Consider the following 21,800-nt stretch of genomic DNA (forward strand, 5'->3'; position numbering starts at 1 on the left):
CAGGGCCGGGGCCCCGGCAAGGGGCCCCGGGAAAACGGGTCAGGATTCGCCCGAGGTGAGCGCTTTGTACTCCTCGGCGGAGAGCACTTCTTCGGGCTCGCCTTCGACGCGCACCCGGAACATCCAGCCGTCGCCGTACGGGTCGCTGTTGACCAGGCTCGGGTCGTCCACGACGACCTGGTTCACCTCGACGATCTCACCGCCGACGGGGGTGTAGATCTCGTTCACCGACTTGGTGGACTCCACCTCGCCCACGGAGTCGCCCGCCTCGACGGTCGAGCCGACCTCGGGGAGCTGCACGAAGACGACGTCACCAAGGGATTCGGCGGCGAAGGCCGTGACGCCGACGGTCACGGTGAGGCCGTCGTCGAGGCCCGCCACCCACTCGTGCTCCTTGGTGTAGCTCAGGTCGTCAGGGATGTTGCTCACTTGTTCCTCCTGTAAAAGGGCAGCTCTACCAGGTCCATAGGTTCTTGGCTGCCCCGGATGTCCACGGCCAGGCCTGATTCGACGCCGGTGTCGACGTAGGCCATCGCGATGGGCCTGCCCAGGGTCTGGGAGGGCGCACCGCTGGTGACCTCGCCGACGACGGCGCCGTCCTTGGTGACCGGGTAGCCGTGGCGCGGCACCCGGCGTCCCCGCGCGACCAGGCCGACGAGACGGCGTCGCGGCGTGTCGTCCTTGACCGCCTCGAGCGCCGACCTGCCGACGAAGTCGCCCGGCTTGTCGAATTTCACCACTCTGCCCAGCCCCGCGTCGAACGGGGTCAGTTCGGCGCTGAGTTCGTTGCCGTACAACGGCATGCCGGCCTCGAGCCGGAGCGTGTCGCGGCTGGACAGGCCGGCGGGCTTGAGTCCGTACGGCTCGCCCGCCGCCATGAGTGCGTGCCAGAGCGGCACCGCGTCCTGGTTGGCGACGAACAGCTCGAACCCGTCCTCGCCGGTGTAGCCGGTGCGGGCGATGAGCGCCTGCCGCCCGTCCACCAGCCCGGGCAGACCCGCGTAGTACCTGAGACCGTCGAGGTCGGCGTCGGTGAGCGTGGCGAGGATCTCCTGGGATCGAGGCCCCTGTACGGCGATCAGCGCGTACTGGTCCGAGCGATCCTCGACCACCACGTCGTACGCCTTCGTGCGCTCTACCAGCTCATTTCCGACTTTTTCATAGTTCGAGGCGTTTGCTACGACCATGAACTCTTCGTCCCCCAGCCGGTAGACGATGAGGTCGTCGAGCACTCCGCCGCGCTCATTGACGATCATGGTGTACCTGGCCCGCCCGGGCGTCAGCGCCGACAGGTGGCCGACCAGGGCGTAGTCGAGGGCCTCGCCCGCCTGCGGCCCGGTCAGGAAGATCTCGCCCATGTGCGACAGGTCGAACAGCCCGGCCGCCTGCCGAACGGCGTTGTGCTCCGCGGACTCGCTCCCGTACCGGAGCGGCATGAGCCACCCCGCGAAGTCGGTGAGCGTGGCGCCGAGGCTCTGGTGAACGTCACGTAGCGGTGTTGGTCGGGACATTTGTCGCACCTCTGGACAGGATCGGATGCCAGCATCCTCCCCCTCTGTCATCGATGCCTGAGAGCTTCGCCCGAGTTTTGCCGGACTTTCACCTTCGGCGAGGCCCTGAAGGCCTGCTTTCCAGAGGTCACCTCGCCCGCGCGGTCCTTTGCCTTGAGAGGTTTGCGGGGAGGGCTTGCTCCTTCAGGGACCCTGACCGGCTGTCAGGGTGCTCTCCCGCGCGGTTTTGCCGGTGATGTCCGTCAGCCTAGTGCTGGGATGGGGGTGTTGTCGCGTTCAGGCCCTGATGGACTGCTCAAGCGAATGGCGGCTTTCCGCACAGTCGCCATGGGGCCTGCGGTCAGCAGGCGGCGATGAGGGCCTCGAAGAGCGCGCAGTCCTCGGCGGCCTCCGGGTGCCACTGCACGGCCACGGCGAAGGGCGCCGAGTCCAGTTCGACCGCCTCGATCGTGCCGTCGCCGGCGGTGGCGCTGACCGTGAGGCCGGGCGCGAGGCGGTCGATGGCCTGGTGGTGGTAGTGGGGGACCGTCACGGGGTCGGCGCCCAGCGCCTTGGCCACGCGGGTGCCGGGCACGGCGGTGACGGGCATGGGACCGAAGCGACCGGGGGCGGGGGAGTGGCCCGCGTGCCCGACCACGTCGGGGAGGTGCTGATGGAGGCTGCCCCCAAGGGCGACGTTGAGCACCTGGAGTCCGCGGCAGATGCCCAGGTACGGCAGGCCCGCGTCGAGGGCCGCCGCAATCACGGCGAACTCCGACTCATCACGAAATTTCCGGATATAGCCGGTGTGCTCCCCGGGCGACTCGCCGTACCTCGCCGGGTCGATGTCCCCGCCACCGGCCAGGATGAGCCCGTCCAGGCGCTCCAGGACCGGCGCGGGCTCGCCGGCGGGCGGCAGCACGACCGGCTGCCCGCCGGCGCGTACGACCTGCTCCACGTACATGTACGGCAGGAGCGCCACGGTCATGTCCGCCCAGACCGTGAAGTTCGCCGGCTCGACGTACGACGTGATGCCGATGACGGGACGCTGCACGATGATCCCCCAGGGCTAGAGCGGCGTGACGTAGGCGCCGGAGATGCCGCCGTCCACCAGGAACTCACTACCCGTGATGAACGACGCGTCGTCACTGGCCAGGAACGCCACCGCCGCCGCGATCTCCGACGCCTCGGCGAAGCGCCCCAGGGGAACGTGCACCAGCCGCCGCTGCGCCCGCTCAGGGTCCTTGGCGAACAACTCCTGCAGCAGCGGCGTGTTCACCGGTCCCGGGCACAGCGCGTTCACCCTGATGCCCTCCCTGGCGAACTGCACGCCCAGCTCGCGCGTCATCGCGAGCACCCCGCCCTTGGACGCCGTGTACGAGATCTGCGAGGTCGCCGAGCCCATGACGGCCACGAAGGACGCGGTGTTGATGATCGACCCCTTGCCCTGGCGCCGCATGTACGGGATGACGTGCTTGCAGCAGAGGTAGACGCTGGTCAGGTTGACCTCCTGGACCCGGCGCCAGGCGTCGATGCCGGTCTCCAGGATGGAGTCGTCATCAGGGGGCGAGATGCCCGCGTTGTTGAAGGCGATGTCCACGCTGCCGTAGGTGTCGTGGGCCGTCCTGAACATCCTGACGACGTCGTCCTCGCTGGTCACGTCGGCCTTGACGAACAGGCCGCCGACCTCGTTCGCCGCCTTGACGCCCGCCTCCTCGTCGACGTCCACGCAGACGACCTTGGCGCCCTCCTCGGCGAACCTGCGCGCGGTGGCCAGCCCGATGCCGCTGCCCGCGCCCGTGATGACGGCGACCCGATCCTGCAAACGCTGCACTTGATTCACTCCCTGCTCATTTGGTCGTTCACCCTCCTCATTCGCTTCGCGAAGTGCTTCGTTCCTCAGCCCTTCACTCCGCTCACTGCGTCGGATTCACTCCCAGGAGATGAAGACGTTCTTGGTCTCGGTGAACGCCGCCAGGGCGTCAGGGCCGAGTTCCCTGCCGAGTCCGGACTGCTTGAAGCCGCCGAACGGGGTCCAGTAGCGGACCGACGAGTGCGAGTTGACCGACAGGTTGCCCGCCTCCACCGCCCTGGCCACGCGCAGCGCCCGCCCGACGTCGCGGGTCCAGATGGAGCCGCTCAGGCCGTAGGGGGTGTCGTTCGCGATCCGTACGGCCTCGGCCTCGTCCTGGAAGCGCACCACGGACACGACCGGCCCGAAGATCTCCTCGGTGAACGCCCGGTCCGTCACGTCGGGCGTCAGCACGGTCGGCGGGAACCAGTAGCCCTTGCCGTCGGGGCAGGATCCCTGCAGGTAGGGGGTGCCCTGGACGAAGCCGCGCACGCGGTCGAGGTGCTCGGCGCTGATCAGCGGGCCCATCTCGGTGCTCTCGTCGAGCGGGTCGCCGACCTTGACGCCCTGTACGGCCGTCGCGAGGCGCTCCATGAACTCGTCGTACACCTCGGCCTGGACGAGCAGCCGGGACCGGGCACAGCAGTCCTGGCCGGAGTTGTCGAAAACGGCATAGGGGGCGGTTTTCGCCGCCTTCTCGAGATCAGCGTCTGCGAAGACGATATTTGCGGATTTGCCGCCCAGCTCCAGCGTGACCCGCTTGACGTGCCGCGCCGCCTTGGCGGCTATCTCCTTGCCCACCTCGGTGGAGCCGGTGAACACGATCTTCGCCACGCCGGGATGTTCCACCAGTCGGGCCCCCGCGACCTCCCCTGCCCCAGGCAGAACCTGGAGCACCCCCTCGGGGAGGCCCGCGGCGAGGGCCAGCTCAGCCAGCCTCAGCGCGGTCAGCGGGGTCCACTCGGCCGGCTTGACGATCACCGTGTTGCCGGCCGCGAGCGCCGGGGCCATGCCCCACGCCATGATCATCATAGGGAAGTTCCACGGCACAATGACACCGACGACGCCCAGCGGCTCCTGGAACGTGATGTCCACGCCGCCGGGCACGGGGATCTGCCTGCCGTGGTCGCGCTCCGGGGCGCCGGCGTAGAAGTGCAGCACGTCGCGCACGTTGCCGGCGGCCCAGCGGGCGTTGCCGATGGGGTGCCCGGCGTTGGCCAGCTCCAGCCGCGCCAGCTCCTCGCCGTGCTCGTCCACCAGGTCCGCGAACCTGCGCAGCAGCCGCGCCCGGTCGCCGGGCGACACCTCGCGCCAGCTCCCGTACGCCTTCCTGGCACGCTCCACAGCACGGTCGACCTCGGCGGCGTCGGCCAGCTCGACGTCGGCGACGACGTCCTCCGTCGCCGGATTAACGATCTTCATGCGACCCATTCACATCCGCTCGAAACCACGGAACAGCTCCCAATCCGTCACCGCCGCGTCGAACGCGGCCAGCTCCACCCGCGCGTTGTTCGCGTAGTGCTCGACCACGTCCTCGCCGAACGTCTCGCGCGCCAGCTTCGACCCCTCGAACAGCGCCAGCGCGTCACGCAGCGTGTGGGGGACGGTCTCGGCGCCGGAGTCGTAGGCGTTGCCCTCGTACGCGCTCTCCAGCGGCAGCTCGTTGTCGATGCCATGCAGCCCCGCCGCGATCAGCGCGGACACCGCGAGGTACGGGTTGACGTCGCCGCCCGGCACCCGGTTCTCCACGCGCAGCGACAGTCCGTGGCCGACGAGCCGCAGCGAGCAGGTGCGGTTGTCCACGCCCCATTTGACGGCCGTGGGCGCGAAGCTGCCGGGGACGTAGCGCTTGTAGGAGTTGATGTTGGGGGCGTACAGGAGGGTGAGCTCGCGCAGGCAGGCGAGCTGCCCGGCGATGAAGCGGGCGCCGAGCGGGGAGAGCCCGTGCGGCCCCTCGCCCGCCATCACCGGATCGCCTTCGCTGCTGCGCAGCGAGATGTGGACGTGGCAGGAATTGCCCTCGCGCTGGTTGGGCTTGGCCATGAAGGTGATCGACTTGCCCTCCTGGGCGGCGATCTCCTTGGCGCCGTTCTTGTAGATGACGTGGTGGTCGCAGGTCCTGAGCGCCTCGTCGTAGCGGAAGGCGATCTCGTGCTGGCCCAGGTTGCACTCGCCCTTGGCGGACTCGACGTACAGGCCGGCGCCTTCCATGCTCCGCCTGATCCGCCTGAGCAGCGGCTCGATGCGGGCGGTGCCGAGCAGCGAGTAGTCCACGTTGTAGAGATTGGCCGGCGACATGTCCCGGTAGCCGCGTCTCCACGCGTCCTCGTAGCTGTCCTCGTAAACGCAGAACTCCAGCTCGGTGCCCACGTACGCGGCCAGCCCGCGCTCGGCGAGGCGGGCGAGCTGCCTGCGCAGGATCTGCCGGGGCGAGGCGGTCACGTCGCCGCCGCTCTCCCAGGCCAGATCCGCCATCAGCATCGCGGTACCCTCGTGCCACGGCACCCTGCGCAACGTCGCGAGGTCCGGCTTCATCACGAAGTCGCCGTAGCCCCGCTCCCAGGACGACATCGAGTATCCGGAGACGGTGTTCATGTCCACGTCCACGGCCAGCAGGTAGTTGCACCCCTCAGAGCCGTGGTGCAGCACCTCTTCGAGAAAATAGCGGGCGGACAGTCTCTTGCCCTGCAGCCTGCCCTGCATGTCGGCGATCGCGAGGAGGACGGTGTCGATGCGCCCGGCGGCCACCTCGTCGCGCAGCTCGCTGACGGAAAGGAACCCGGTGCTCGACCCCTCGTTCACGCTGTCCCGCTCCGATCTGGGCTGAGGCGCTCTTCCGCTGATTGGGCTAGTGTTAGACCATTGATGTGTATGCGGGATCTCTTGTCAAGACCTGAGGACACGTTGGACGAGTCGGCGCGTTTGATGACGGTGTTACGGCCGGTGCGGGCCGGCAACGCCTTCGAGGAGACCGTGGAACGGCTGCTCCAGGCGATCAAGCTGGGCGTGGTCCCGCCCGGCGACAAGCTGCCGCCTGAGCGTGAGCTGGCCGTTCAGCTCGGCATCAGCAGGGTCACCTTGCGCGAGGCCATCCGCGCGCTGTCGGACGCCGGCTATCTCGACGTGCGCCGGGGGCGCTACGGCGGGGCGTTCGTCACGTACGTGCCGCCCAAGCCGGACCCGGGCGATCTGCAGCAGGTCGTGGCCGAGATGGGCACGGACGACGTGTCGGACGCGCTCACGTTCCGCCTGGCGGTGGAGTGCGGGGCGGCGCAGGTGCTGGCCGCGTCCGACCTCACGCAGGAGAAGGGGGACGTGCTCCGCCGCCGGCTGTCGGATCTGAACGAGGCCCCGATCGAGGACTACCGCCGCCTCGACACGGCCTTCCACCTGTCCATCGCCGAGCTGACCGGCTCGACCCTGCTCGCCACGGCGTGCGCCGACGCCCGCTCCCGGGTCAGCGACCTGCTGAACGCCATCCCGATGCTCCAGGTCAACCTGGACCACGCCGCCGTGCAGCACCAGGCCATCGTGGACGCCATCCTCTCCGGCGACCCCGACGCGGCCCGCCGGGCGGTGAGCGAGCACCTGGAGGGCACGGCAGCCCTTTTGCGGGCATTCCTGTCCTGAGGCATGGAAGGGGCGGACGGCTCGTACCATCTCTTTTAGAGTCATGGGCAACTGGTTTGAGCAGAGCATTGTCACCACAGGACGGCTGCCGCTGTTCTGTTACTTCGTCACGCTCATCGTGGCGTTCATCGCCACCCGCATCAACGTCCGCCTGATCAGGGCGAAGGTCGGCTGGTTCCGCAACGTGAACGTGGGCGAGATGCACATCCACCACGTCGTGTTCGGCGTCGTACTGATGCTGGTGGGCGGCGTCTCCGGGCTCATCGTCTCCTCCGCCTCGCAGGCCGGCTACGCCGCCGCGGCCTGCATCTTCGGCATCGGGTCCGCGCTCGTGCTGGACGAGTTCGCGCTGATCCTGCATCTGCACGACGTGTACTGGGAGGAGGAGGGGCGCACCTCGGTGGACGCGGTCTTCATCGCCGTCGCCGTCACCGGCCTGCTCCTCATCGGCCTGCGCCCTTTGACCTGGGACTACGGCACGCCGGTCAACCCTGCCGCGCTGATCGTGGCCAACCTCGTGCTGGCCGTCATCACCCTGCTCAAGGGCAAGATCTGGACGGGGATGGCGGGCCTGTTCGTCCCGCCCATGCTGCTGGTGGGCGCGGTACGGCTGGCGCGCCCCGGCTCCCCGTGGGCCCACTGGTTCTTCGCCAAGCGGTCACCGCGCAAGATGGCCAAGGCCATACGCCGCGAGGAGCGCTGGCGGCGACCCGTGATCAAGGTCAAGATCGCCTTCCAGGAGTTCCTCTCCGGGCGTCACGATCTGCCTTCCACTCGGCGCGGCCGTCGGCATACTTGAGTCATGGCGCTTCCTTCGATCTATGAGGGGCTCGAGGAGAAGGTCCCCGACTCCCTGGCTGACCTTCACGGGCCGGCCGGCGGCGTGGTCGCTCTGCCGCCGCACCTGGCGTGGTCGGGGCTGACGGAGTTCGACCTGTCCAATTTCAAGCTCCGCCTCTCGATGTACAAGATCGTGATCACCGCCGGTCAGCGGGCCGATTACGAGACGTACCTGAACGCCGATCATCTCGTCGCGGACTGGCCGTTGCTGCGGAAGGGGCTTGGCCGCGGTTATCGGCGGGCTCTGGAGCAGAAGCTCGCGTTGCCGCGGGAGATGCCCGCCTGATGTATTTTCCGCCCTTTCAGGAGCGGCTGCTCCATGCCGTCATGCCCGTCTGCGATCGCTACGGCCTGGTGCTCGCGGGCGGATATGCGATCAAGGCGCACGGCTTCACGGACCGGCCGAGCAAGGATCTCGACTTCGCCACAGCAGAGGAGATGCCGCTGCCCGAGGTGGCAGCCGGTATTCTTGGAGCGTTCCACGACGCCGGGCTCAGTGCGCGGATCATCGAAGTGACGCCCCGGATGGGCCGCTTGATGATCGAGGACACGGTCACCGGCGAGACGTGTGAGTTCGACCTCCTGCGCGAGGCGTTACAGGAGCAGCCGATCACCTGCGGCATGTTGAAGGTGCTGGGCCTGGAAGACGCGATCGGGCTCAAGATGCGAGCGCTGCACGAGCGGAGCTACGCGCGCGACATCATCGACATCGCCTCGGTGGGCCACCTGTACACCTTTCGCGCGCTCGAAAGCCTGGCCAAGGTGCACCACGACGAGTTCTCGCTCTATGAGCTGGCCTCGCGGCTGGAGGCCGTCGACTTCATCGACGACGAGGAGTTCGAGCGCTACGGCGTCGGCGAGGTGCGGATCAAGGAGATCCGATGCTTCGCCCTGGCCTGGCTGGAGGACGTCAAGCTGCGGCGCGCTGATGACGGCGACGTGGACTACGACGACCCGGATGTGCCCGACATAGACTGATCGCCGTCGATCAGCGGCGTGAGCAGCGGGCGTTTGGCGGTGCGGCCGTCGCCGGAGGAACGCCCGCGGAGGCGGCGGCCGATCCAGGGTCCGGCGAAGGTGGCGAGCCAGCGCACCTCCCCCGACGCGGCACGCAAGGCGCCCGGGGTGGGCAGGGGTGGCAGGGGTGTCGTCCACGTGTCGTCGCTGCCGGGCAGGCCGAGAGCGTGCGCGACGCCGGCGGCGAAGCGGGCGTGGCCGGTCGGGCTCGCGTGCAGCCGGTCGACGCTCCACATGCGGGCGTCCACGATGAAGTCGAGCGGGAACGTGTCCACCAGCGTGACCCCGGGACGGGCGGCGGCCTCGCGGATGCGGGCGTTGAAGTCGAGCAGCCTGGGCAGGAGCGGGCGGGCCAGCGGAGCGATCCGGGCGATGTCGGGGAAGGTCACGGTGACCACGTGCGCGCCCGCGGCGGTCAGCTGGGTGATCATGTCGTCCACGATGCCGGCGACCTTGGCGGCGTCGAAGCCGGGCCGGATGATGTCGTTCATGCCTGCCATGACCGTGACCAGGTCGGGACGCAGGGCCAGGGCGGCGGGCAGTTGCTCGGCCCGGATCTGGGCCGCCTGGCGGCCGCGGACCGCGAGGTTGGCGTAGCGGAGGTCGGGGTTGGCGTGGGCCAGGTGCTCGGCGAGCCGGTCGGCCCAGCCGCGGTGGCCGATGATGTCGTCGCCGTCCCCGAGGCCCTCGGTCTGGCTGTCGCCGATTGCGACGTAACGGGCATATGTCATGAGTTCGTCCTCTGTGTGTGGGCTGCTCGCTCGGTCAGGGTTCGGGCGGTCTCCAGGCACCAGTCGCGCATCTCGCGCTCCAGGCGGCAGCCCGCCAGGCAGGAGAGGTACGGGCCCACGTGCTCGCCCTGGCGCAGGAACGTCTCCTCGTCCTGGTCGCCGCGCATGCGGAGCAGGGTCTGCTCGAAGAAGGCGAGCTTGACGGCGGCCTCCTCGGCCCGCTCCCGGAGTTGCTCGATCACGGGCCCCGGGTCGACATGGTCCACGGCATGCACTTTGACGGCGAGGTCGTCGCGGATGAGCAGGGGCTTGGGCGGGGTCGCGGCGAAGGACGCCAGCTCGGCGGCCCCGGCCTCGGTGACCGTGAACACCCGCTTGTTGGGACGGCCCTTCTGGACGACCTCCCGGCCCGCGATCAACCCGTGGGCCTCCAGCTTGGTCAGCTCCGCGTAGAGCTGCTGAGGTGCGGCGTACCAGAAGTTGGAGACGCCGACGTCGAAGATCTTGGTGAGCTGGTAGCCGCTGTACTCGCCGCCGAGCAGGGCCGCCAGCACGGCATGCCTCAGAGCCATGGATAGTCATATCCATGAGTAGTCATGGACATGACTATAAGCGGAGCTGGCGTACCGGGTCTAGAGGGTGGCCACCGAGCGGAGGGCCAGGCCCGCGCCGAGCAGCACCACCATCGCGGCCGTGCCCACCGGGGCGAGGCCTGAGAGCCTGGTGGCCAGGCGGCGGCCCGCCGAGGCGCGTCGCTCCAGGCGGTCCACGAGCTTGACCAGGAGCAGGCCGGTGACGGTGAGGGTGGCGGCCATGCCGACGCCGTAGGCGGTCACCAGCGCCACGCCGAACCAGGTGCGGCCGAGCGCGATGGCCCCTAGGAGGACGACGAGGGCCGAAGGGCTGGGGACGAGGCCGCCCGCGATGCCGAGGCCCACCAGGGGTGCCCGCTTTGTCGCGCGACCTCCCTCCTCGCTACCGTGTCCGTGCCCGTGCCCATGTCCGTGTCCGTGGCCGTGGCCGTGGCCGTGGCTGGGGCTGGGGCGGCGGGTGTTCAGGAGGAGGCGGAGGCCGATGGCGGCGATCAGGGTGCCGCTGGCCACGCCCAGCCAGGCCAGCACCGATTCGCCCGCCAGCGCCGTGAACACGCTCAGCAGCAGCCCCACCACCAGCACCCCGACCGTGTGCGTGGCCGTCACCGTCGCGCCCACCACGAGCGCGTCGCGCGGGCGACCGCGCCGCCCGGCCAGGTACGCGGCCATGATGGTCTTGCCGTGCCCGGGGATCAGCGCGTGCCCGGCCCCCAGGACCACGGCCAGCCCGACCGCCAGCAGCCCGAGCGGGACCGTCAGCGAGTCGGAGCCGATCAGGCCCGTGAACATCCGGTCCAAGGCGGCCAGGGCGTCACCTATCGGGCCCCCGATCCCGCCCGGCACCGTGCCGCCGCCGGGAGCGGAGGAGGCGGGCAGGCTCGGGCCGGTGGCGACGGTCAGCGTGGCGGTGTGCTGGTCGAGCGGGTTCGCCAGCAGGTCGTCGGGGTACGCGTACAGCTCCCTGCTGACGCTCACGGAAGGCACCGAGGAGCGGACCAGTCGCACCCCGTCGCCCACGGCGGTGATCTCGCGCCAGCCGATCCTGTCCTGCTCGAACCCGTCCGTGAACTCCACGGCCCCCGCGGCGCGGACTTCGGCCACGAGCCGGCAGGACAGGCGGCTGGTCTGGAGGCCCCCTTGGCCGGGGGCGTAGGCGAAGGAGGAGCCGGCCACCCGCCACGGCACCGCCCTGCCCGCCACCTCGAGCCGCTGGGCAGAGGCCAGAGCGGCACAGCGGCGAGCCGCATACGAGCCGTCCACCTGGGGTCCGGCCTGCAGCGTCGGCAGCTCGGCCAGGTCCACGACGGCGAGGTTGCGCACCTCGGAGGGCGAGATGCGCAGGCCGTTGTAGTGGTTGACCGTGAAGTTGCCCAGCGGGTGGAGCGTCACGGGAGCGGCGGCGTGGGCGGCCCCGGTGTTGAACAGGGCGCCGAGCAGGAGGCTCGCGCAGAGGGACAGCAGGCCGAGCCGGAGCAGTCTCATGAGAACCTCGCCAATGCGGGAAGCGTCGGGTCGAAGCCGGCGTCCACCGTGACGGACCGGCCGAGCGCCTGCTCGATCTTGGCGCGGTGGTATTTCAGCAGCGGGTTCCGCCAGCCGGTGGCGGTGGCCTTCTTCGCGTACGGCAGCGCCTCGGCCGGTTTGCCCGCCTTGAACAGGGCCCAGGCAAGGGTGTCGGCGGCGACGAGGTTCGGGTTGCGCGCGTACTCGGCCCTGGCGTGCTTGACGGCCAGCGCCGGATCCCCGTGGTCGGCCTCGAACTCGGCCCAGGTCAGGTCGTCGCGCACGCCCGCCGCCTGGAACAACTTGCGCTGCGCCTTGAGCAGCGTCCAGTCAGGGGTCTGGCCCGCCTTGAGCCGGGTCTCGCCCTGCTCGATCAGGTACTGGGGGAGAGGCAGGCGTTCGACGACCGTGTCGTACAGGGCCAGCGACTCCGTCAGGCGGCCGGCCAGCGCGGCGGTCCTGGCCTGGCCCGCGAGGGCCGGCGTGTAGGCGGGGTGGACCTGCAGGGCCTTGGCGTACCGGTCGGCCGCCGTGGTGAGATCGCCGGAGTGGAGCGCCAGCTCGCCCTGGTAGTAGCGGGCGTAGGCGACGTCGGCGGGCGACCAGGCGTCGCTCTCCGCCAGCTCCAGGTATTTGCGGGCCGCCGCCAGGTCGCCGCGGAGCTCGGCCGCGTACGAGGCGCGGGCGAACGCCGCCACTCCGGGACGCAGGCCCATCATCTCGTCGACCGCTCGTTGCGCCCCGCGCAGGTCCCCGAGCTGCGTCTTCGCGTCGGCCAGCACGCCGTAGGCCGCGGCGCCGTACGGGTTGGCGCGTATGGCGCGCTCGGCCAGCCGCACCGCGTCGGCGAACTCGTGGCGGCCCGCGGCGAGCGCCGCCTGGCCGGTGAGCACGGCGTCGTCGCCGGCCCTCAGCTCGGCGGCCGTGGCGATCGCGCCTTCGGCCTTGGTGTAGTACGACGGGTCGCCGGTGATCCTGGCCTGGTCGACGTACTGGGAGGCGAGCTCGGCCCAGCCGCGGTAGTCGTCCGGCAGGCGCTTGAGCCGCTCCTGCAGCGTCTCGGTGAACGGCTCGGCCTGCGCCACCGGCTGCTCCGATGGCGCCGCCGAGAACGAGAAGATCGTGAAGGCCATGGCCCCGAGGAGGGCCAGTCCGGCGAATACGGCGAGGGAACGCATGTCCAAGGCTCCAGTGCTGAGGGACCTCGAGGGGTGACAGCCGGCCGGCCGTGACGGGGACCACGGCCGGCCGGCCTCATATCGGCGGCGGACGGTGGGAGAGAGGTCTGCCGCCGGAGGGCGGACCGGCCTGCTTGGAGAGTGAGCAGGCGGGTCAGGGAGTTAGCGCTGGTTCACCGCGACGTTGCTGGGCAGCGGGATGTACGGGAACGACTGGAGGAAGGGCTTGTCGTTCTTGTCCACCTTGTCTGTCAGCCCGGGCACGAGCTTGCCGGTCAGCGCGGCGCCGGCCACGGCCTGCAGCTCGATGTCCACGACGTCGTCGGTGAGTCGGCGGCCGTTCGGGAACCCCTGCAGGTCACCGGCCAGCACGCCGAGGCGGTTCGGGTCCTTCGCCGGCGGGATCGCCATGTTCAGCCGCAGCATCTCGGAGGGGCGCAGCTTACCCGCGTCCTTGTTGAGCACCTGCGAGTTCAGGTCGGCCTTGATCGGGCCGTTCTGCTTGGCGATGCCGGTCAGGAAGATCTCGACCAGGTCGGCACGCGGGGTCGCGGGCGCCTTGATGCCGTAGATGGCCTCGAGCAGCCTGGCCACCTCTGGATCGGTGACCCGCTTGACCAGCGGCGCCACGTCGGCGTCCTGCTCCGGGGACAGGGCGTTGAAGGCGTCCTTGAGCCCGGCGGGCGAGACGACCTCGTTCACCAGCGGGTTGCACAGGCGCGAGACCTGGACGTACCTGCTGCCGTTGAACTTGTCCGTCGTCGAGCAGATGCCGATCACGGGGTTGCGCTTGACGTCGCCCTTGAGCGCCAGCTCCTTGGCGGGCACCTGGATGGCCACGGTGTTGACGTTGTAGCCCTTGACGGTGTCCTGGCCGACCTCGGCCAGGTTGCCGCCGTAGAGCAGGTCGAACACGCGCAGGTCCAGGAAGAACGCCTCGTCCGACTGGCCGGCGAACACCTTGCCGCCGCCGGGCAGGCTCCTGACGGACTGGGTGCGCAGGGTGCCGTAGTCGGGCATGGAGGCCGGGCCGACGTTGCTCGGCGCGGCGATGGCGTCGCTGACCAGGGTCCTGGTGCCGGCGGAAGTGATCTTCTTGAGCGTGTAGCGCTGGCGGAAGAGCAGGTTCGGGTCGTCGAGCGAGGTGACGGGGCCGTTGTTGTACAGGAACGTGGTGGTGCCGCGCTTGTCCTCGTTGCGGAACGTCCATTGGTAGGTGATGTCGGGCCTGGCGTCGCCGTCGTTGTCGATCTTTATGTTGTAACGGGACTTCGCGGCGAACGGGTAGAAGTTCGGGCCGCCGTTGGGCTCCTGGAACGGGATCCAGTTCGCCAGCAAGGTCACCGTGTCGGCCTTGTCGGGGCTCACGAACGCGTACACGTCCGTGTTGTCGTGCTGCGGGTCGCCCGCGGTCATCGGGGCCTCGCGGTGTGAGGAAGCGGTGCCGGAGTCGGTACGGAGCACGGCCAACGACGACGCGGCGACCGCTGCGGCGAGGCCAAGTCCGACTAGAGCGCGCCGGTTGATCCGGAGCTCCATTTTCGGTCCTTTCGAAGGGCTGATCGGTCGTACGAGGTTCCGGCCGGGTTCCTCGACGCCCTATTCGTCCGGGGGGCTGCCTTCGGATGTCGTCTCCTTCTCAGGAATGAGGGGTCAACCAAAGTTGACATACTTAGGTCGTCAATTTAGGTTGACCCTGTCGGCGGGGTGCGGATCGTGCCGCCCCGTTCGTTGGAGAAAGTCGGGATATGTCGTGAGAGGAGATGCGGTGGTCAAGGAGTTGCTCGCCTACATCCGCCCGCACCGGAAGGTCCTGTTCCTGGGCGGGCTGCTGGGCCTGATCGGCTCGGCCGCGGGGCTCGCGATGCCGTTGCTGGCCAAGTACGTCGTGGACGCGTTCGGCGAGGCGGGATCGATGGCCGGGCCGCTGTTAGGGCTGACCGCGGCGGTGCTGATCGGCGCGGTCGTGTCGGCCGGGGGAAGCTACCTGATGGAGCGCACCGGCGAGGGCATCGTGCTCGGCGCCAGGCGCCGGCTAGTCGACCGGATGCTGCGGCTCAAGGTCGCGGACGTGGACCGGCTCAAGCCGGGCGACCTGCTGTCGCGGGTGACCGGTGACACGACGCTGCTGCGGGCCGTGCTGACCAACGGGATCGTCGAGTCCGTCAGCGCCGCGTTCATGCTGGTCGGGGCCATCGTCATGATGGCGACCATGGACGGCGTGCTGCTGCTGGTCACGCTGCTCGTGGTGGTGGTGATCGGCGGGCTGGTCGCGCTGATCATGCCGAAGATCGAGCGGGCGCAGACCCATGCCCAGGAGGCCGTGGGCGAGATGGGCGCCGTGCTGGACCGGGCGCTGCAGGCGTACCGGACCGTCAAGGCCAGCGGGGCGGAGGAACGGGAGATCGCGGTGGTGGGCGACGCGGCGGAGCGCGCCCGCGACAGAGGGCTGCAGGTCGCCGGGTGGACGTCGCTCGCGGGAGTGGCGACGTGGATGGCGGTGCAGATCGCGTTCCTGGCGGTGCTCGCCGTCGGCGGTGCCAGGGTCGCCTCCGGCGCGCTCGAGGTGTCGTCGCTGATCGCGTTCCTGCTGTACCTCTTCTACCTCGTGCCGCCGATCGGGCAGCTCGTCCAGGGCGGCGTGCAGCTCCAGCAGGGGCTGGCCGCGATGAAGCGGATCAAGGAGATCGAGAACCTGCCCGCCGAGCCGGTCAGCGCCGCCGTCGCGGGCACGGCTGAGCCGGTCGGGGTGACGTTCGACAACGTGGTCTTCAGGTACGGCGAGGACCGGCCGACCGTGCACGACGGGGTGAGCTTCGAGGTGCCGCCCGGCGGGCTGACCGCGCTGGTGGGGCCGTCGGGGGCGGGCAAGTCGACGGTGTTCGCGCTGCTCGAACGCTTCTACGACCACCAGAGCGGGACCATCAGGATCGGCGGGCGCGACATTCGCGACTGGCCGCTGGGCGAGCTGCGGGCCGCGCTGGGGTACGTCGAGCAGGACGCTCCCGTGCTGGCCGGAACACTCCGCGAGAACCTGCTCTTCGCCGCCCAGGACGCCACCGAGGAGGAGCTGCGCCGGGCCGTCACGCGTACGAGGCTCGACGACCTGGTGGCCAGGCTGCCCGAGGGGCTGGAGACGCCGGTCGGGCACCGCGGCGTGCTGCTGTCGGGCGGCGAGCGGCAGCGCGTGGCCATCGCCAGGGCGCTGCTGCGCAAGCCCAGGCTGCTGCTGCTCGACGAGGCCACCTCGCAGCTCGACGCGGTCAACGAGCTGCGGCTGCGCGAGGTCATCGCCGAGGTGGCCGCGGAGACCACCGTGCTGGTGATCGCCCACCGGCTGTCCACCGTGACGAACGCCGACCGGATCGTGGTCATGGAGGGCGGCGGCGTACGGGCGGTCGGGACGCACGACTCGCTGGTCGGCGAGGACGACCTCTACCGGGAGCTGGCCGCCACCCAATTCCTGGTCGGCTAGTCCGTTGTAGGTGCGTAGTCCGCTACCTGCAACGGGCCGCTGGACGCGGCCCGTTGTAGGTGCAGATTCCGCTACCTGCAACGGACCGCTGGACGCGGCCCGTTGTACTCTGCGGGTGACAAAGATGAATGCCTTCATTCAGGAGGGTCACGATGAGCCGCAGCGTGCGCGCGCCACGAGGCACGACGATCACCGCGAAGGGGTGGCCGCAGGAGGCGGCGCTCCGCATGCTCCAGAACAACCTGGATCCGGAGGTCGCCGAGCACCCCGAGCAGCTGGTCGTCTACGGCGGCTCGGGCAAGGCGGCGCGTGACTGGGCGTCGTTCGACGCGCTGGTCAGGACGCTGACGACGCTCGAGGGCGACGAGACCCTCCTGGTGCAGTCGGGGCGCCCGGTGGGCGTGTTCCGCACCCACGAGTGGGCGCCCCGGGTGCTCATCGCCAACTCCAACCTGGTGCCCGACTGGGCCAACTGGGAGGAGTTCCGGCGGCTGGAGGCGGCCGGGCTCACCATGTACGGCCAGATGACGGCCGGTTCGTGGATCTACATCGGCACGCAGGGCATCCTGCAGGGGACGTACGAGACGTTCGCGGCGGTGGCGGCGAAGCGCTTCGGGGGGTCGCTGGCGGGCACGATCACGCTGACCGCCGGGCTCGGCGGGATGGGCGGAGCCCAGCCCCTGGCCGTCACCATGAACGGCGGGGTGGTCATCTGCATCGACTGCGACCCGCGCTCGGTCGCCCGGCGGATCGAGCACCGCTACCTCGACGTGGAGGCGGCGTCGCTGGATGAGGCGCTGCGGCTGGCGTACGCGGCGCGCGACGCCCGCGAGGCCCTGTCCATCGGCGTCGTGGCGAACGCGGCGGAGGCCGTGCCCGCCCTGCTCGCGCGCGGGGCCGAGATCGACATCGTCACCGACCAGACCTCGGCGCACGATCCCCTGATGTACCTGCCGCTGGGGATCGCCTTCGAGGACATGGCCGCGGAACGGGACAAGGATCCCGCCGGGTTCACGGAGCGTGCGCGGGACTCGATGGCGCGGCACGTGGAAGCCATGGTGGGGTTCAAGGACGCGGGGGCGGAGGTCTTCGACTACGGCAACTCCATCCGCGGCGAGGCGCGGCTGGCCGGATACGGGCGGGCCTTCGACTTCCCCGGGTTCGTGCCCGCGTACATCAGGCCGCTGTTCTGCGAGGGCAAGGGGCCGTTCCGGTGGGCGGCGCTGAGCGGGGATCCCGCCGACATCGCCGCCACCGACCGGGCCATCCTTGAGCTCTTCCCCGAGAACGAGGCCCTCTCGCGGTGGATCAGGAAGGCCGGGGAGAAGGTGCACTTCCAGGGGCTGCCCGCGCGGATCTGCTGGCTCGGGTACGGGGAGCGCAACCTCGCCGGTGAGCGCTTCAACGACATGGTGGCGTCGGGCGAGCTGCGGGCGCCCATCGTGATCGGGCGCGACCACCTCGACAGCGGGTCCGTGGCCTCGCCGTACCGCGAGACCGAGGCGATGGCCGACGGCTCGGACGCGATCGCCGACTGGCCGCTGCTCAACGCCATGCTGAACACGGCCTCGGGGGCTGCCTGGGTGTCCATCCACCATGGCGGTGGGGTCGGCATCGGACGGTCCATCCACGCCGGCCAGGTGACGGTGGCCGACGGGACCGCCCTGGCGGGGGAGAAGCTCAACCGGGTGCTGACCAACGACCCTGGGACCGGGGTCATGCGGCACGTGGACGCCGGATACGAGGAGGCCGCCGAGGTGGCCGCCACGCGCGGCGTCCGCATCCCGATGCGCGAGTCCTGACCCTGGCCACCGTCCACGTCGCGCCGGCCGCCCCCGCCGCACACCGCCTCGCCGACGCGGCGCCCGAAGAGCGGGCCGGTGGGCAGGGCGGGGCCCGTTCGCAGCGCCGTTGAGAGCGTGCGCCGGGGGCCGCCCGGGGCCTGGCGTTGGCGGTGGGGTGCTGCGGGGTGCCGCGGGCAGGCAGCGCACGGCCGCTGGCCGGAGCTGTGGCTGGTGGGGTGGTTGTGGCGTCCGACGGGATGAGATGCGGGGTGGGAAGCGTTGGAGATGGGCGTGGCGGACGGATATCACGGTGGGCTGGGTGTGCTGCTGGATGGCCGGAGGCTGTCGCCCGTGCAGCGGCGGATCGCGCACTACCTCAGCGAGCATCTCGACGAGGCGATCTTCCTGTCCAGCGTGGAGCTGGCCGAGCGGGCAGGGGTGAGCCAGCCGTCCGTGACCCGGTTCGCCATGGTTCTGGGGTTCGCCGGATATCCCGAGCTGCGCCAGGCCCTGCGCCCGCTGGTGCTGGGCGGGGGCGGAGTGGAGGTCCCGCAGGAGAGCCTGCTGCGCGGGGCCATCGACTGCGAGATCCGCAATCTCGCGCTCGTCCGTGAGCGCCTGTCCGCGTTCCCGCTGAAGGAGCTGGGCGCGCAGCTGGCAGCCACCGAACCGCTGCCCGTGGTGGGCTTGCGGGTCTCGTGCGGGCTGGCCACCACCTTCGCCTACTACGCCCGCCGCATCCACCCCGACGTGCGGCTGCTCACGCACGGCGGGTCGGAGCTGGTGGACGGGCTGCACGCCGCGCGCAGGGCGGGCGCGGAATGGGTGGTCGCCGTGGTGCTGCCGAGGTATCCCGCCGAAGCGGTGCAGGCGTTGGAATACGCCGAGAAATTGGGGCTGCGCGTTGCCGCCATAACGGATAAATCCGATTTCCCGGCCGAGGTCGTGTTGGACGCGCCCGTCGGCGACCGGCTCGTGTTCGATTCGCACGCGGCGCCGCTGGCCCTGGCCATGGCCCTGGTCGAGGCCATGGCCGACGCGGCGCCGCTGCGCACCCAGGCTCGGCTCGAGGAGTACGAGCGGATGACCGACGAGACTGGTACGTTCCTACCCGGCGATCCTGCGTAGCGAGCGCATCGACCAGATCGTGGTGAGCACCGCCAGCACGATGAACACCGCGAACGCGATCGGGATCGACGAGTCGCTCAGCTGCCCGGCGAACAACGCCCGCCCCGCCTCGACCGCGTGGTAGAGCGGGTTGATCGGAGCGACGGCCTTCATCCAGTCGGGCGCGAACGAGATCGGGATGAACAGCCCGGCCAGCAGCATGATCGGCAGCATGAACAGGTTGAGCGTCTGCGACATGCCGTTCTCGTCGCGTACGGTCAGCGCCAGCCCCTGCGACAGCCCCGAGGCGAACAGCCCGGTCGCGGCCATGAGCGCCAGCACCAGCAGCAGCTCGACAGCCCCGATGCGCACGCCCATCGCGATCGCCACGACCAGCACGAGGATCGCCTGGCACACCAGCACGATCATGTCCTTGGCCACCCGCCCGAGCACGATGGCCGGCCGCCAAGCGGGGCTGACGGCGTACCGTTCGAGTGAGCCGTTACGCAGCTCGGCGATCAGCCCGAACCCGGAGAAGAGCGAGCCGAAGACCGCGATCATCATCATCGACGCCGGGGTGAACATCCGCAGGGCGTCCGCCGTAGTGCCGCCCGGCGTCAGCGACTTCAGCAGCGGCGCGAACATCAGCAGGTACAGCACCGGCTGCATGATGCCGAACAGCGGCCAGATCGGGTTGCTGAACGACTTCTTCAGCTCGTAGCCGGTGAACAGGGCGGTGTGGCGGATCATGCGGCGGCTCCAGCGTCGCGGAGGGTGCGGCCGGTCTTGGCCAGGAAGACGTCGTCGAGCGTGGACCGGTCGAGCGCGATCGAGCTCAGGCCCAGGCCCTGCTCCTCGAGGGCCCGCAGCAGCCTGGGCAGCGTGTGCTCGCCGTCGTCGACGTAGACGCGCAGGAGGTCCTCGTCGACGCGGGTCTCGCGCGCGTACGGCTTGAGCGTCTCGGCGGCGCGCTCCGGCTCGTCCACCCTGAGCGTGATCACGTCGCCGGAGACCTCCCGCTTGAGCTCGCCGGGGGTGCCCTCGGCCACGATCAGGCCGTGGTCGACGATCACCAGCCGGTCGCACAACACGTCGGCCTCGTCGAGGTAGTGCGTGCTGAGCAGCACGCTGGTGCCGGACTCGCGCAGTTGCCTGATGCGGTCCCAGAGGTTGGCGCGGTTCTGCGGGTCGAGGCCGGTGGTGGGCTCGTCGAGGAAGAGCAGCGGCGGGTTGTGCACCAGCCCGAGCGCGATGGCCACGCGCCGCTTCTGCCCGCCCGACAGGGTACGGCCGGGGCGGTCGGCCAGCTCGGTCAGGTCGAAGCGCTCCAGCACCTCCACGGTCGCCCGCTTGGGATCGGCCATGGCGTGGATCTTGGCGGCCATCATGATCTGGGCCCTGGCGCTCGTGGTGTCCTCGACGCCTCCTGCCTGGCTGACGTACCCGAGCTTGGTCCGCACCGCTGCGGGCTCCTTGAGCAGGTCGTGACCCGCGACGGTGGCCGTGCCCGCGTCGGGGGCGATCAGCGTGGCGAGCATCCTGATCGTGGTGGTCTTGCCCGCGCCGTTGGGGCCAAGCACGCCGAAGATCTCACCCTTCGCCACCTCGAGATCCACACCGCGGACCGCCTCGACGGTCTGCGTGCCCTTCCTGCTCCTGGTGGTGAACGTCTTCCTTAAGCCGTGTGCCTCAATGATCATTGGGGGTTCAGCTCCTCAGGGCAGTTCGTCGCCCTCCACCTGCTTGATGGCCTTCTCCACCCAGTCGAGCTGGGCTTGGAGCATGGCTCTGTTCAGACGGAGGTTCTCATCCACGTGCCGGGGGCGCCATAGCGCTGCCTGGCGCCCATCACCTCCGGCCGCCGCCGCCGGTCAACCTCAATAGGCTGATTTCCATGAATGAACGACCGACGGCGCTGGTCACAGGCGCTTCACGGGGGATCGGCGCGGCCGTCGCCAAGGCCCTGGGCCCCACGCATCACGTGATACTCAACGGCCGGGACGAGGAGTCGCTGGCCGCCGTGGCGGCCGAGCTGCCCGACGCGCGGCCCTGGCCGGTGGAGTTGACGAGGGTCGCGGAGCCGGACGTCGCCGGGATCGACCGGCTCGACGTGCTGGTGCACTCCGCCGGGGTCAACCGCATGGGCAGGATCGCCGACCTGGCCGCCGACGCCTGGCGCGAGACGCTGGAGGTGAACGTCGTCGCGGTCGCCGAGCTGACCAGGCTGCTCCTGCCCGCGCTCAGGCGCGCCGGCGGGCACGTCGTCTGCGTCAACTCCGGCTCGGGGCAGCGGGCCAACCCCGAATGGGGCGCGTACGCCGCCAGCAAGTTCGCGCTGAAGGCGTTCGCCGACGCGCTCCGGCTGGAGGAGCCCGAGCTCAGGGTCACCACCGTCTACCCCGGCCGGACCGCCACCGACATGCAGCGCGAGCTGCGCCGGTACGAGGGCGGCGAGTTCGAGCCCGAGAAGTACCTCAAGCCGGAGTCCGTGGCGCGGGCCGTGCTCGCCGCTGTAATCGCGGGTCCCGACGCCCACCTCACCGAGCTGACCCTGCGACCCAGAGGCGGCCCGGTCAACTAGCTGAATGGATCCATTCACT

The 21,800-nt window shown here is 70.0% G+C and carries 21 protein-coding genes and 1 riboswitch; of the genes, 8 read left to right on the plus strand and 13 right to left on the minus strand.

The features are described from left to right. Positions 1-39: 39 nt before the first annotated feature. From gcvH to ACIBVN_RS42605, 6 genes are all read right to left on the minus strand, one after another. On the minus strand, positions 40-429 hold the full coding sequence (gene gcvH / locus ACIBVN_RS42580; protein ID WP_397145987.1) for a glycine cleavage system protein GcvH: 390 nt from the start codon (positions 427-429) through the stop codon (positions 40-42). After that, positions 426-1,511 (minus strand): glycine cleavage system aminomethyltransferase GcvT, encoded by a 1,086-nt coding sequence (gene gcvT, locus ACIBVN_RS42585; protein WP_397145988.1) that lies wholly within the window; start codon positions 1,509-1,511, stop codon positions 426-428. Before gcvT ends, gcvH begins: the two co-directional genes overlap by 4 nt. 131 nt (positions 1,512-1,642) lie before the next feature. Continuing rightward, positions 1,643-1,740, minus strand: a riboswitch (glycine riboswitch). A gap of 111 nt (positions 1,741-1,851) precedes the next feature. Next, positions 1,852-2,544, minus strand: coding sequence for a gamma-glutamyl-gamma-aminobutyrate hydrolase family protein (locus ACIBVN_RS42590; protein WP_397145989.1), 693 nt, complete (start codon positions 2,542-2,544; stop codon positions 1,852-1,854). Between the two features lie 15 nt (positions 2,545-2,559). Continuing rightward, positions 2,560-3,324: a 3-oxoacyl-ACP reductase gene (locus ACIBVN_RS42595; RefSeq protein ID WP_397145990.1), complete on the minus strand. Its 765-nt coding sequence runs from the start codon at positions 3,322-3,324 to the stop codon at positions 2,560-2,562. Between the two features lie 96 nt (positions 3,325-3,420). Then, positions 3,421-4,764: an aldehyde dehydrogenase family protein gene (locus ACIBVN_RS42600; protein WP_397145991.1), complete on the minus strand. Its 1,344-nt coding sequence runs from the start codon at positions 4,762-4,764 to the stop codon at positions 3,421-3,423. A 9-nt stretch (positions 4,765-4,773) separates the two neighbouring features. Then, positions 4,774-6,144, minus strand: coding sequence for a glutamine synthetase family protein (locus ACIBVN_RS42605; RefSeq protein WP_397145992.1), 1,371 nt, complete (start codon positions 6,142-6,144; stop codon positions 4,774-4,776). A 123-nt stretch (positions 6,145-6,267) separates the two neighbouring features. On the opposite strand from ACIBVN_RS42605, the gene ACIBVN_RS42610 reads away from it, so the two are divergent. From ACIBVN_RS42610 to ACIBVN_RS42625, 4 genes are read left to right on the plus strand one after another with little or no spacing between them, the layout of a single operon-like run. Then, positions 6,268-6,972 (plus strand): FadR/GntR family transcriptional regulator, encoded by a 705-nt coding sequence (locus tag ACIBVN_RS42610; RefSeq protein WP_397146026.1) that lies wholly within the window; start codon positions 6,268-6,270, stop codon positions 6,970-6,972. 43 nt (positions 6,973-7,015) lie between these two features. Beyond that, positions 7,016-7,771: a hypothetical protein gene (locus tag ACIBVN_RS42615; RefSeq protein WP_397145993.1), complete on the plus strand. Its 756-nt coding sequence runs from the start codon at positions 7,016-7,018 to the stop codon at positions 7,769-7,771. A 3-nt stretch (positions 7,772-7,774) separates the two neighbouring features. After that, complete coding sequence (locus tag ACIBVN_RS42620) at positions 7,775-8,098, plus strand: hypothetical protein (RefSeq protein WP_397145994.1); 324 nt, start codon at positions 7,775-7,777, stop codon at positions 8,096-8,098. Further along, entirely contained in the window at positions 8,098-8,790 is a 693-nt protein-coding gene (locus ACIBVN_RS42625; RefSeq protein ID WP_397145995.1) for a nucleotidyl transferase AbiEii/AbiGii toxin family protein, read from the plus strand. The genes ACIBVN_RS42620 and ACIBVN_RS42625 overlap by 1 nt, the downstream gene beginning before the upstream one ends. On the opposite strand, the gene ACIBVN_RS42630 is transcribed toward ACIBVN_RS42625, so the two are convergent. From ACIBVN_RS42630 to ACIBVN_RS42650, 5 genes are all read right to left on the minus strand, one after another. Further along, the gene (locus ACIBVN_RS42630) at positions 8,757-9,560 is read right to left on the minus strand and encodes an SGNH/GDSL hydrolase family protein (RefSeq protein WP_397145996.1); all 804 of its coding nucleotides are present in this window, start codon (positions 9,558-9,560) and stop codon (positions 8,757-8,759) included. The genes ACIBVN_RS42625 and ACIBVN_RS42630 overlap by 34 nt on opposite strands. Beyond that, entirely contained in the window at positions 9,557-10,132 is a 576-nt protein-coding gene (locus ACIBVN_RS42635) for a PadR family transcriptional regulator (RefSeq protein WP_397145997.1), read from the minus strand. The genes ACIBVN_RS42630 and ACIBVN_RS42635 overlap by 4 nt, the downstream gene beginning before the upstream one ends. A 60-nt stretch (positions 10,133-10,192) precedes the next feature. Further along, positions 10,193-11,635 (minus strand): nickel/cobalt transporter, encoded by a 1,443-nt coding sequence (locus tag ACIBVN_RS42640; RefSeq protein WP_397145998.1) that lies wholly within the window; start codon positions 11,633-11,635, stop codon positions 10,193-10,195. Continuing rightward, positions 11,632-12,834: a tetratricopeptide repeat protein gene (locus tag ACIBVN_RS42645; RefSeq protein WP_397145999.1), complete on the minus strand. Its 1,203-nt coding sequence runs from the start codon at positions 12,832-12,834 to the stop codon at positions 11,632-11,634. Before ACIBVN_RS42645 ends, ACIBVN_RS42640 begins: the two co-directional genes overlap by 4 nt. Positions 12,835-12,996: 162 nt before the next feature. Then, entirely contained in the window at positions 12,997-14,373 is a 1,377-nt protein-coding gene (locus ACIBVN_RS42650) for a DUF4331 domain-containing protein (protein ID WP_397146000.1), read from the minus strand. A 214-nt stretch (positions 14,374-14,587) separates the two neighbouring features. Here ACIBVN_RS42650 and ACIBVN_RS42655 point away from each other — a divergent pair, with 214 nt between their 5' ends. The 3 genes from ACIBVN_RS42655 (at position 14,588) to ACIBVN_RS42665 (ending at position 19,221) form a co-directional block, all read left to right on the plus strand. Then, positions 14,588-16,309, plus strand: a complete 1,722-nt coding sequence (locus tag ACIBVN_RS42655) for an ABC transporter ATP-binding protein (RefSeq protein WP_397146001.1) — start codon at positions 14,588-14,590, stop codon at positions 16,307-16,309. 152 nt (positions 16,310-16,461) lie between these two features. After that, positions 16,462-18,111 (plus strand): urocanate hydratase, encoded by a 1,650-nt coding sequence (gene hutU / locus ACIBVN_RS42660; RefSeq protein ID WP_397146002.1) that lies wholly within the window; start codon positions 16,462-16,464, stop codon positions 18,109-18,111. Between the two features lie 273 nt (positions 18,112-18,384). Next, positions 18,385-19,221, plus strand: coding sequence for a MurR/RpiR family transcriptional regulator (locus ACIBVN_RS42665; RefSeq protein WP_397146003.1), 837 nt, complete (start codon positions 18,385-18,387; stop codon positions 19,219-19,221). Here the strand turns inward: ACIBVN_RS42665 and ACIBVN_RS42670 are convergent. Both ACIBVN_RS42670 and ACIBVN_RS42675 read right to left on the minus strand, forming a co-directional pair. Beyond that, positions 19,201-19,950, minus strand: coding sequence for an ABC transporter permease (locus ACIBVN_RS42670; protein ID WP_397146004.1), 750 nt, complete (start codon positions 19,948-19,950; stop codon positions 19,201-19,203). The two genes, ACIBVN_RS42665 and ACIBVN_RS42670, sit on opposite strands and share 21 nt — an antisense overlap. Then, positions 19,947-20,900 (minus strand): ATP-binding cassette domain-containing protein, encoded by a 954-nt coding sequence (locus ACIBVN_RS42675; protein ID WP_397146005.1) that lies wholly within the window; start codon positions 20,898-20,900, stop codon positions 19,947-19,949. Before ACIBVN_RS42675 ends, ACIBVN_RS42670 begins: the two co-directional genes overlap by 4 nt. Before the next feature lie 194 nt (positions 20,901-21,094). Between ACIBVN_RS42675 and ACIBVN_RS42680 the strand changes: the two genes are divergently transcribed. Beyond that, positions 21,095-21,781, plus strand: coding sequence for an SDR family oxidoreductase (locus tag ACIBVN_RS42680; RefSeq protein ID WP_397146006.1), 687 nt, complete (start codon positions 21,095-21,097; stop codon positions 21,779-21,781). Positions 21,782-21,800: the final 19 nt, after the last annotated feature.

Origin of the sequence: Nonomuraea sp. NPDC049400, from assembly GCF_044466425.1 — a bacterium.
In the GTDB taxonomy this organism is placed as follows: domain Bacteria; phylum Actinomycetota; class Actinomycetes; order Streptosporangiales; family Streptosporangiaceae; genus Nonomuraea.

Bases quoted from the DNA above. Each gene is read 5' to 3' on its own strand.
- gcvT (WP_397145988.1), bottom strand. From the start codon at position 1,511: ATGTCCCGACCAACACCGCTACGTGACGTTCACCAGAGCCTCGGCGCC.
- ACIBVN_RS42600 (WP_397145991.1), bottom strand. From the start codon at position 4,764: ATGAAGATCGTTAATCCGGCGACGGAGGACGTCGTCGCCGACGTCGAG.
- ACIBVN_RS42610 (WP_397146026.1), top strand. From the start codon at position 6,268: ATGACGGTGTTACGGCCGGTGCGGGCCGGCAACGCCTTCGAGGAGACC.
- ACIBVN_RS42615 (WP_397145993.1), top strand. From the start codon at position 7,016: ATGGGCAACTGGTTTGAGCAGAGCATTGTCACCACAGGACGGCTGCCG.
- ACIBVN_RS42620 (WP_397145994.1), top strand. From the start codon at position 7,775: ATGGCGCTTCCTTCGATCTATGAGGGGCTCGAGGAGAAGGTCCCCGAC.
- ACIBVN_RS42625 (WP_397145995.1), top strand. From the start codon at position 8,098: ATGTATTTTCCGCCCTTTCAGGAGCGGCTGCTCCATGCCGTCATGCCC.
- ACIBVN_RS42630 (WP_397145996.1), bottom strand. From the start codon at position 9,560: ATGACATATGCCCGTTACGTCGCAATCGGCGACAGCCAGACCGAGGGC.
- ACIBVN_RS42635 (WP_397145997.1), bottom strand. From the start codon at position 10,132: ATGGCTCTGAGGCATGCCGTGCTGGCGGCCCTGCTCGGCGGCGAGTAC.
- ACIBVN_RS42640 (WP_397145998.1), bottom strand. From the start codon at position 11,635: ATGAGACTGCTCCGGCTCGGCCTGCTGTCCCTCTGCGCGAGCCTCCTG.
- ACIBVN_RS42645 (WP_397145999.1), bottom strand. From the start codon at position 12,834: ATGCGTTCCCTCGCCGTATTCGCCGGACTGGCCCTCCTCGGGGCCATG.
- ACIBVN_RS42650 (WP_397146000.1), bottom strand. From the start codon at position 14,373: ATGGAGCTCCGGATCAACCGGCGCGCTCTAGTCGGACTTGGCCTCGCC.
- hutU (WP_397146002.1), top strand. From the start codon at position 16,462: ATGAGCCGCAGCGTGCGCGCGCCACGAGGCACGACGATCACCGCGAAG.
- ACIBVN_RS42670 (WP_397146004.1), bottom strand. From the start codon at position 19,950: ATGATCCGCCACACCGCCCTGTTCACCGGCTACGAGCTGAAGAAGTCG.
- ACIBVN_RS42675 (WP_397146005.1), bottom strand. From the start codon at position 20,900: ATGATCATTGAGGCACACGGCTTAAGGAAGACGTTCACCACCAGGAGC.
- ACIBVN_RS42680 (WP_397146006.1), top strand. From the start codon at position 21,095: ATGAATGAACGACCGACGGCGCTGGTCACAGGCGCTTCACGGGGGATC.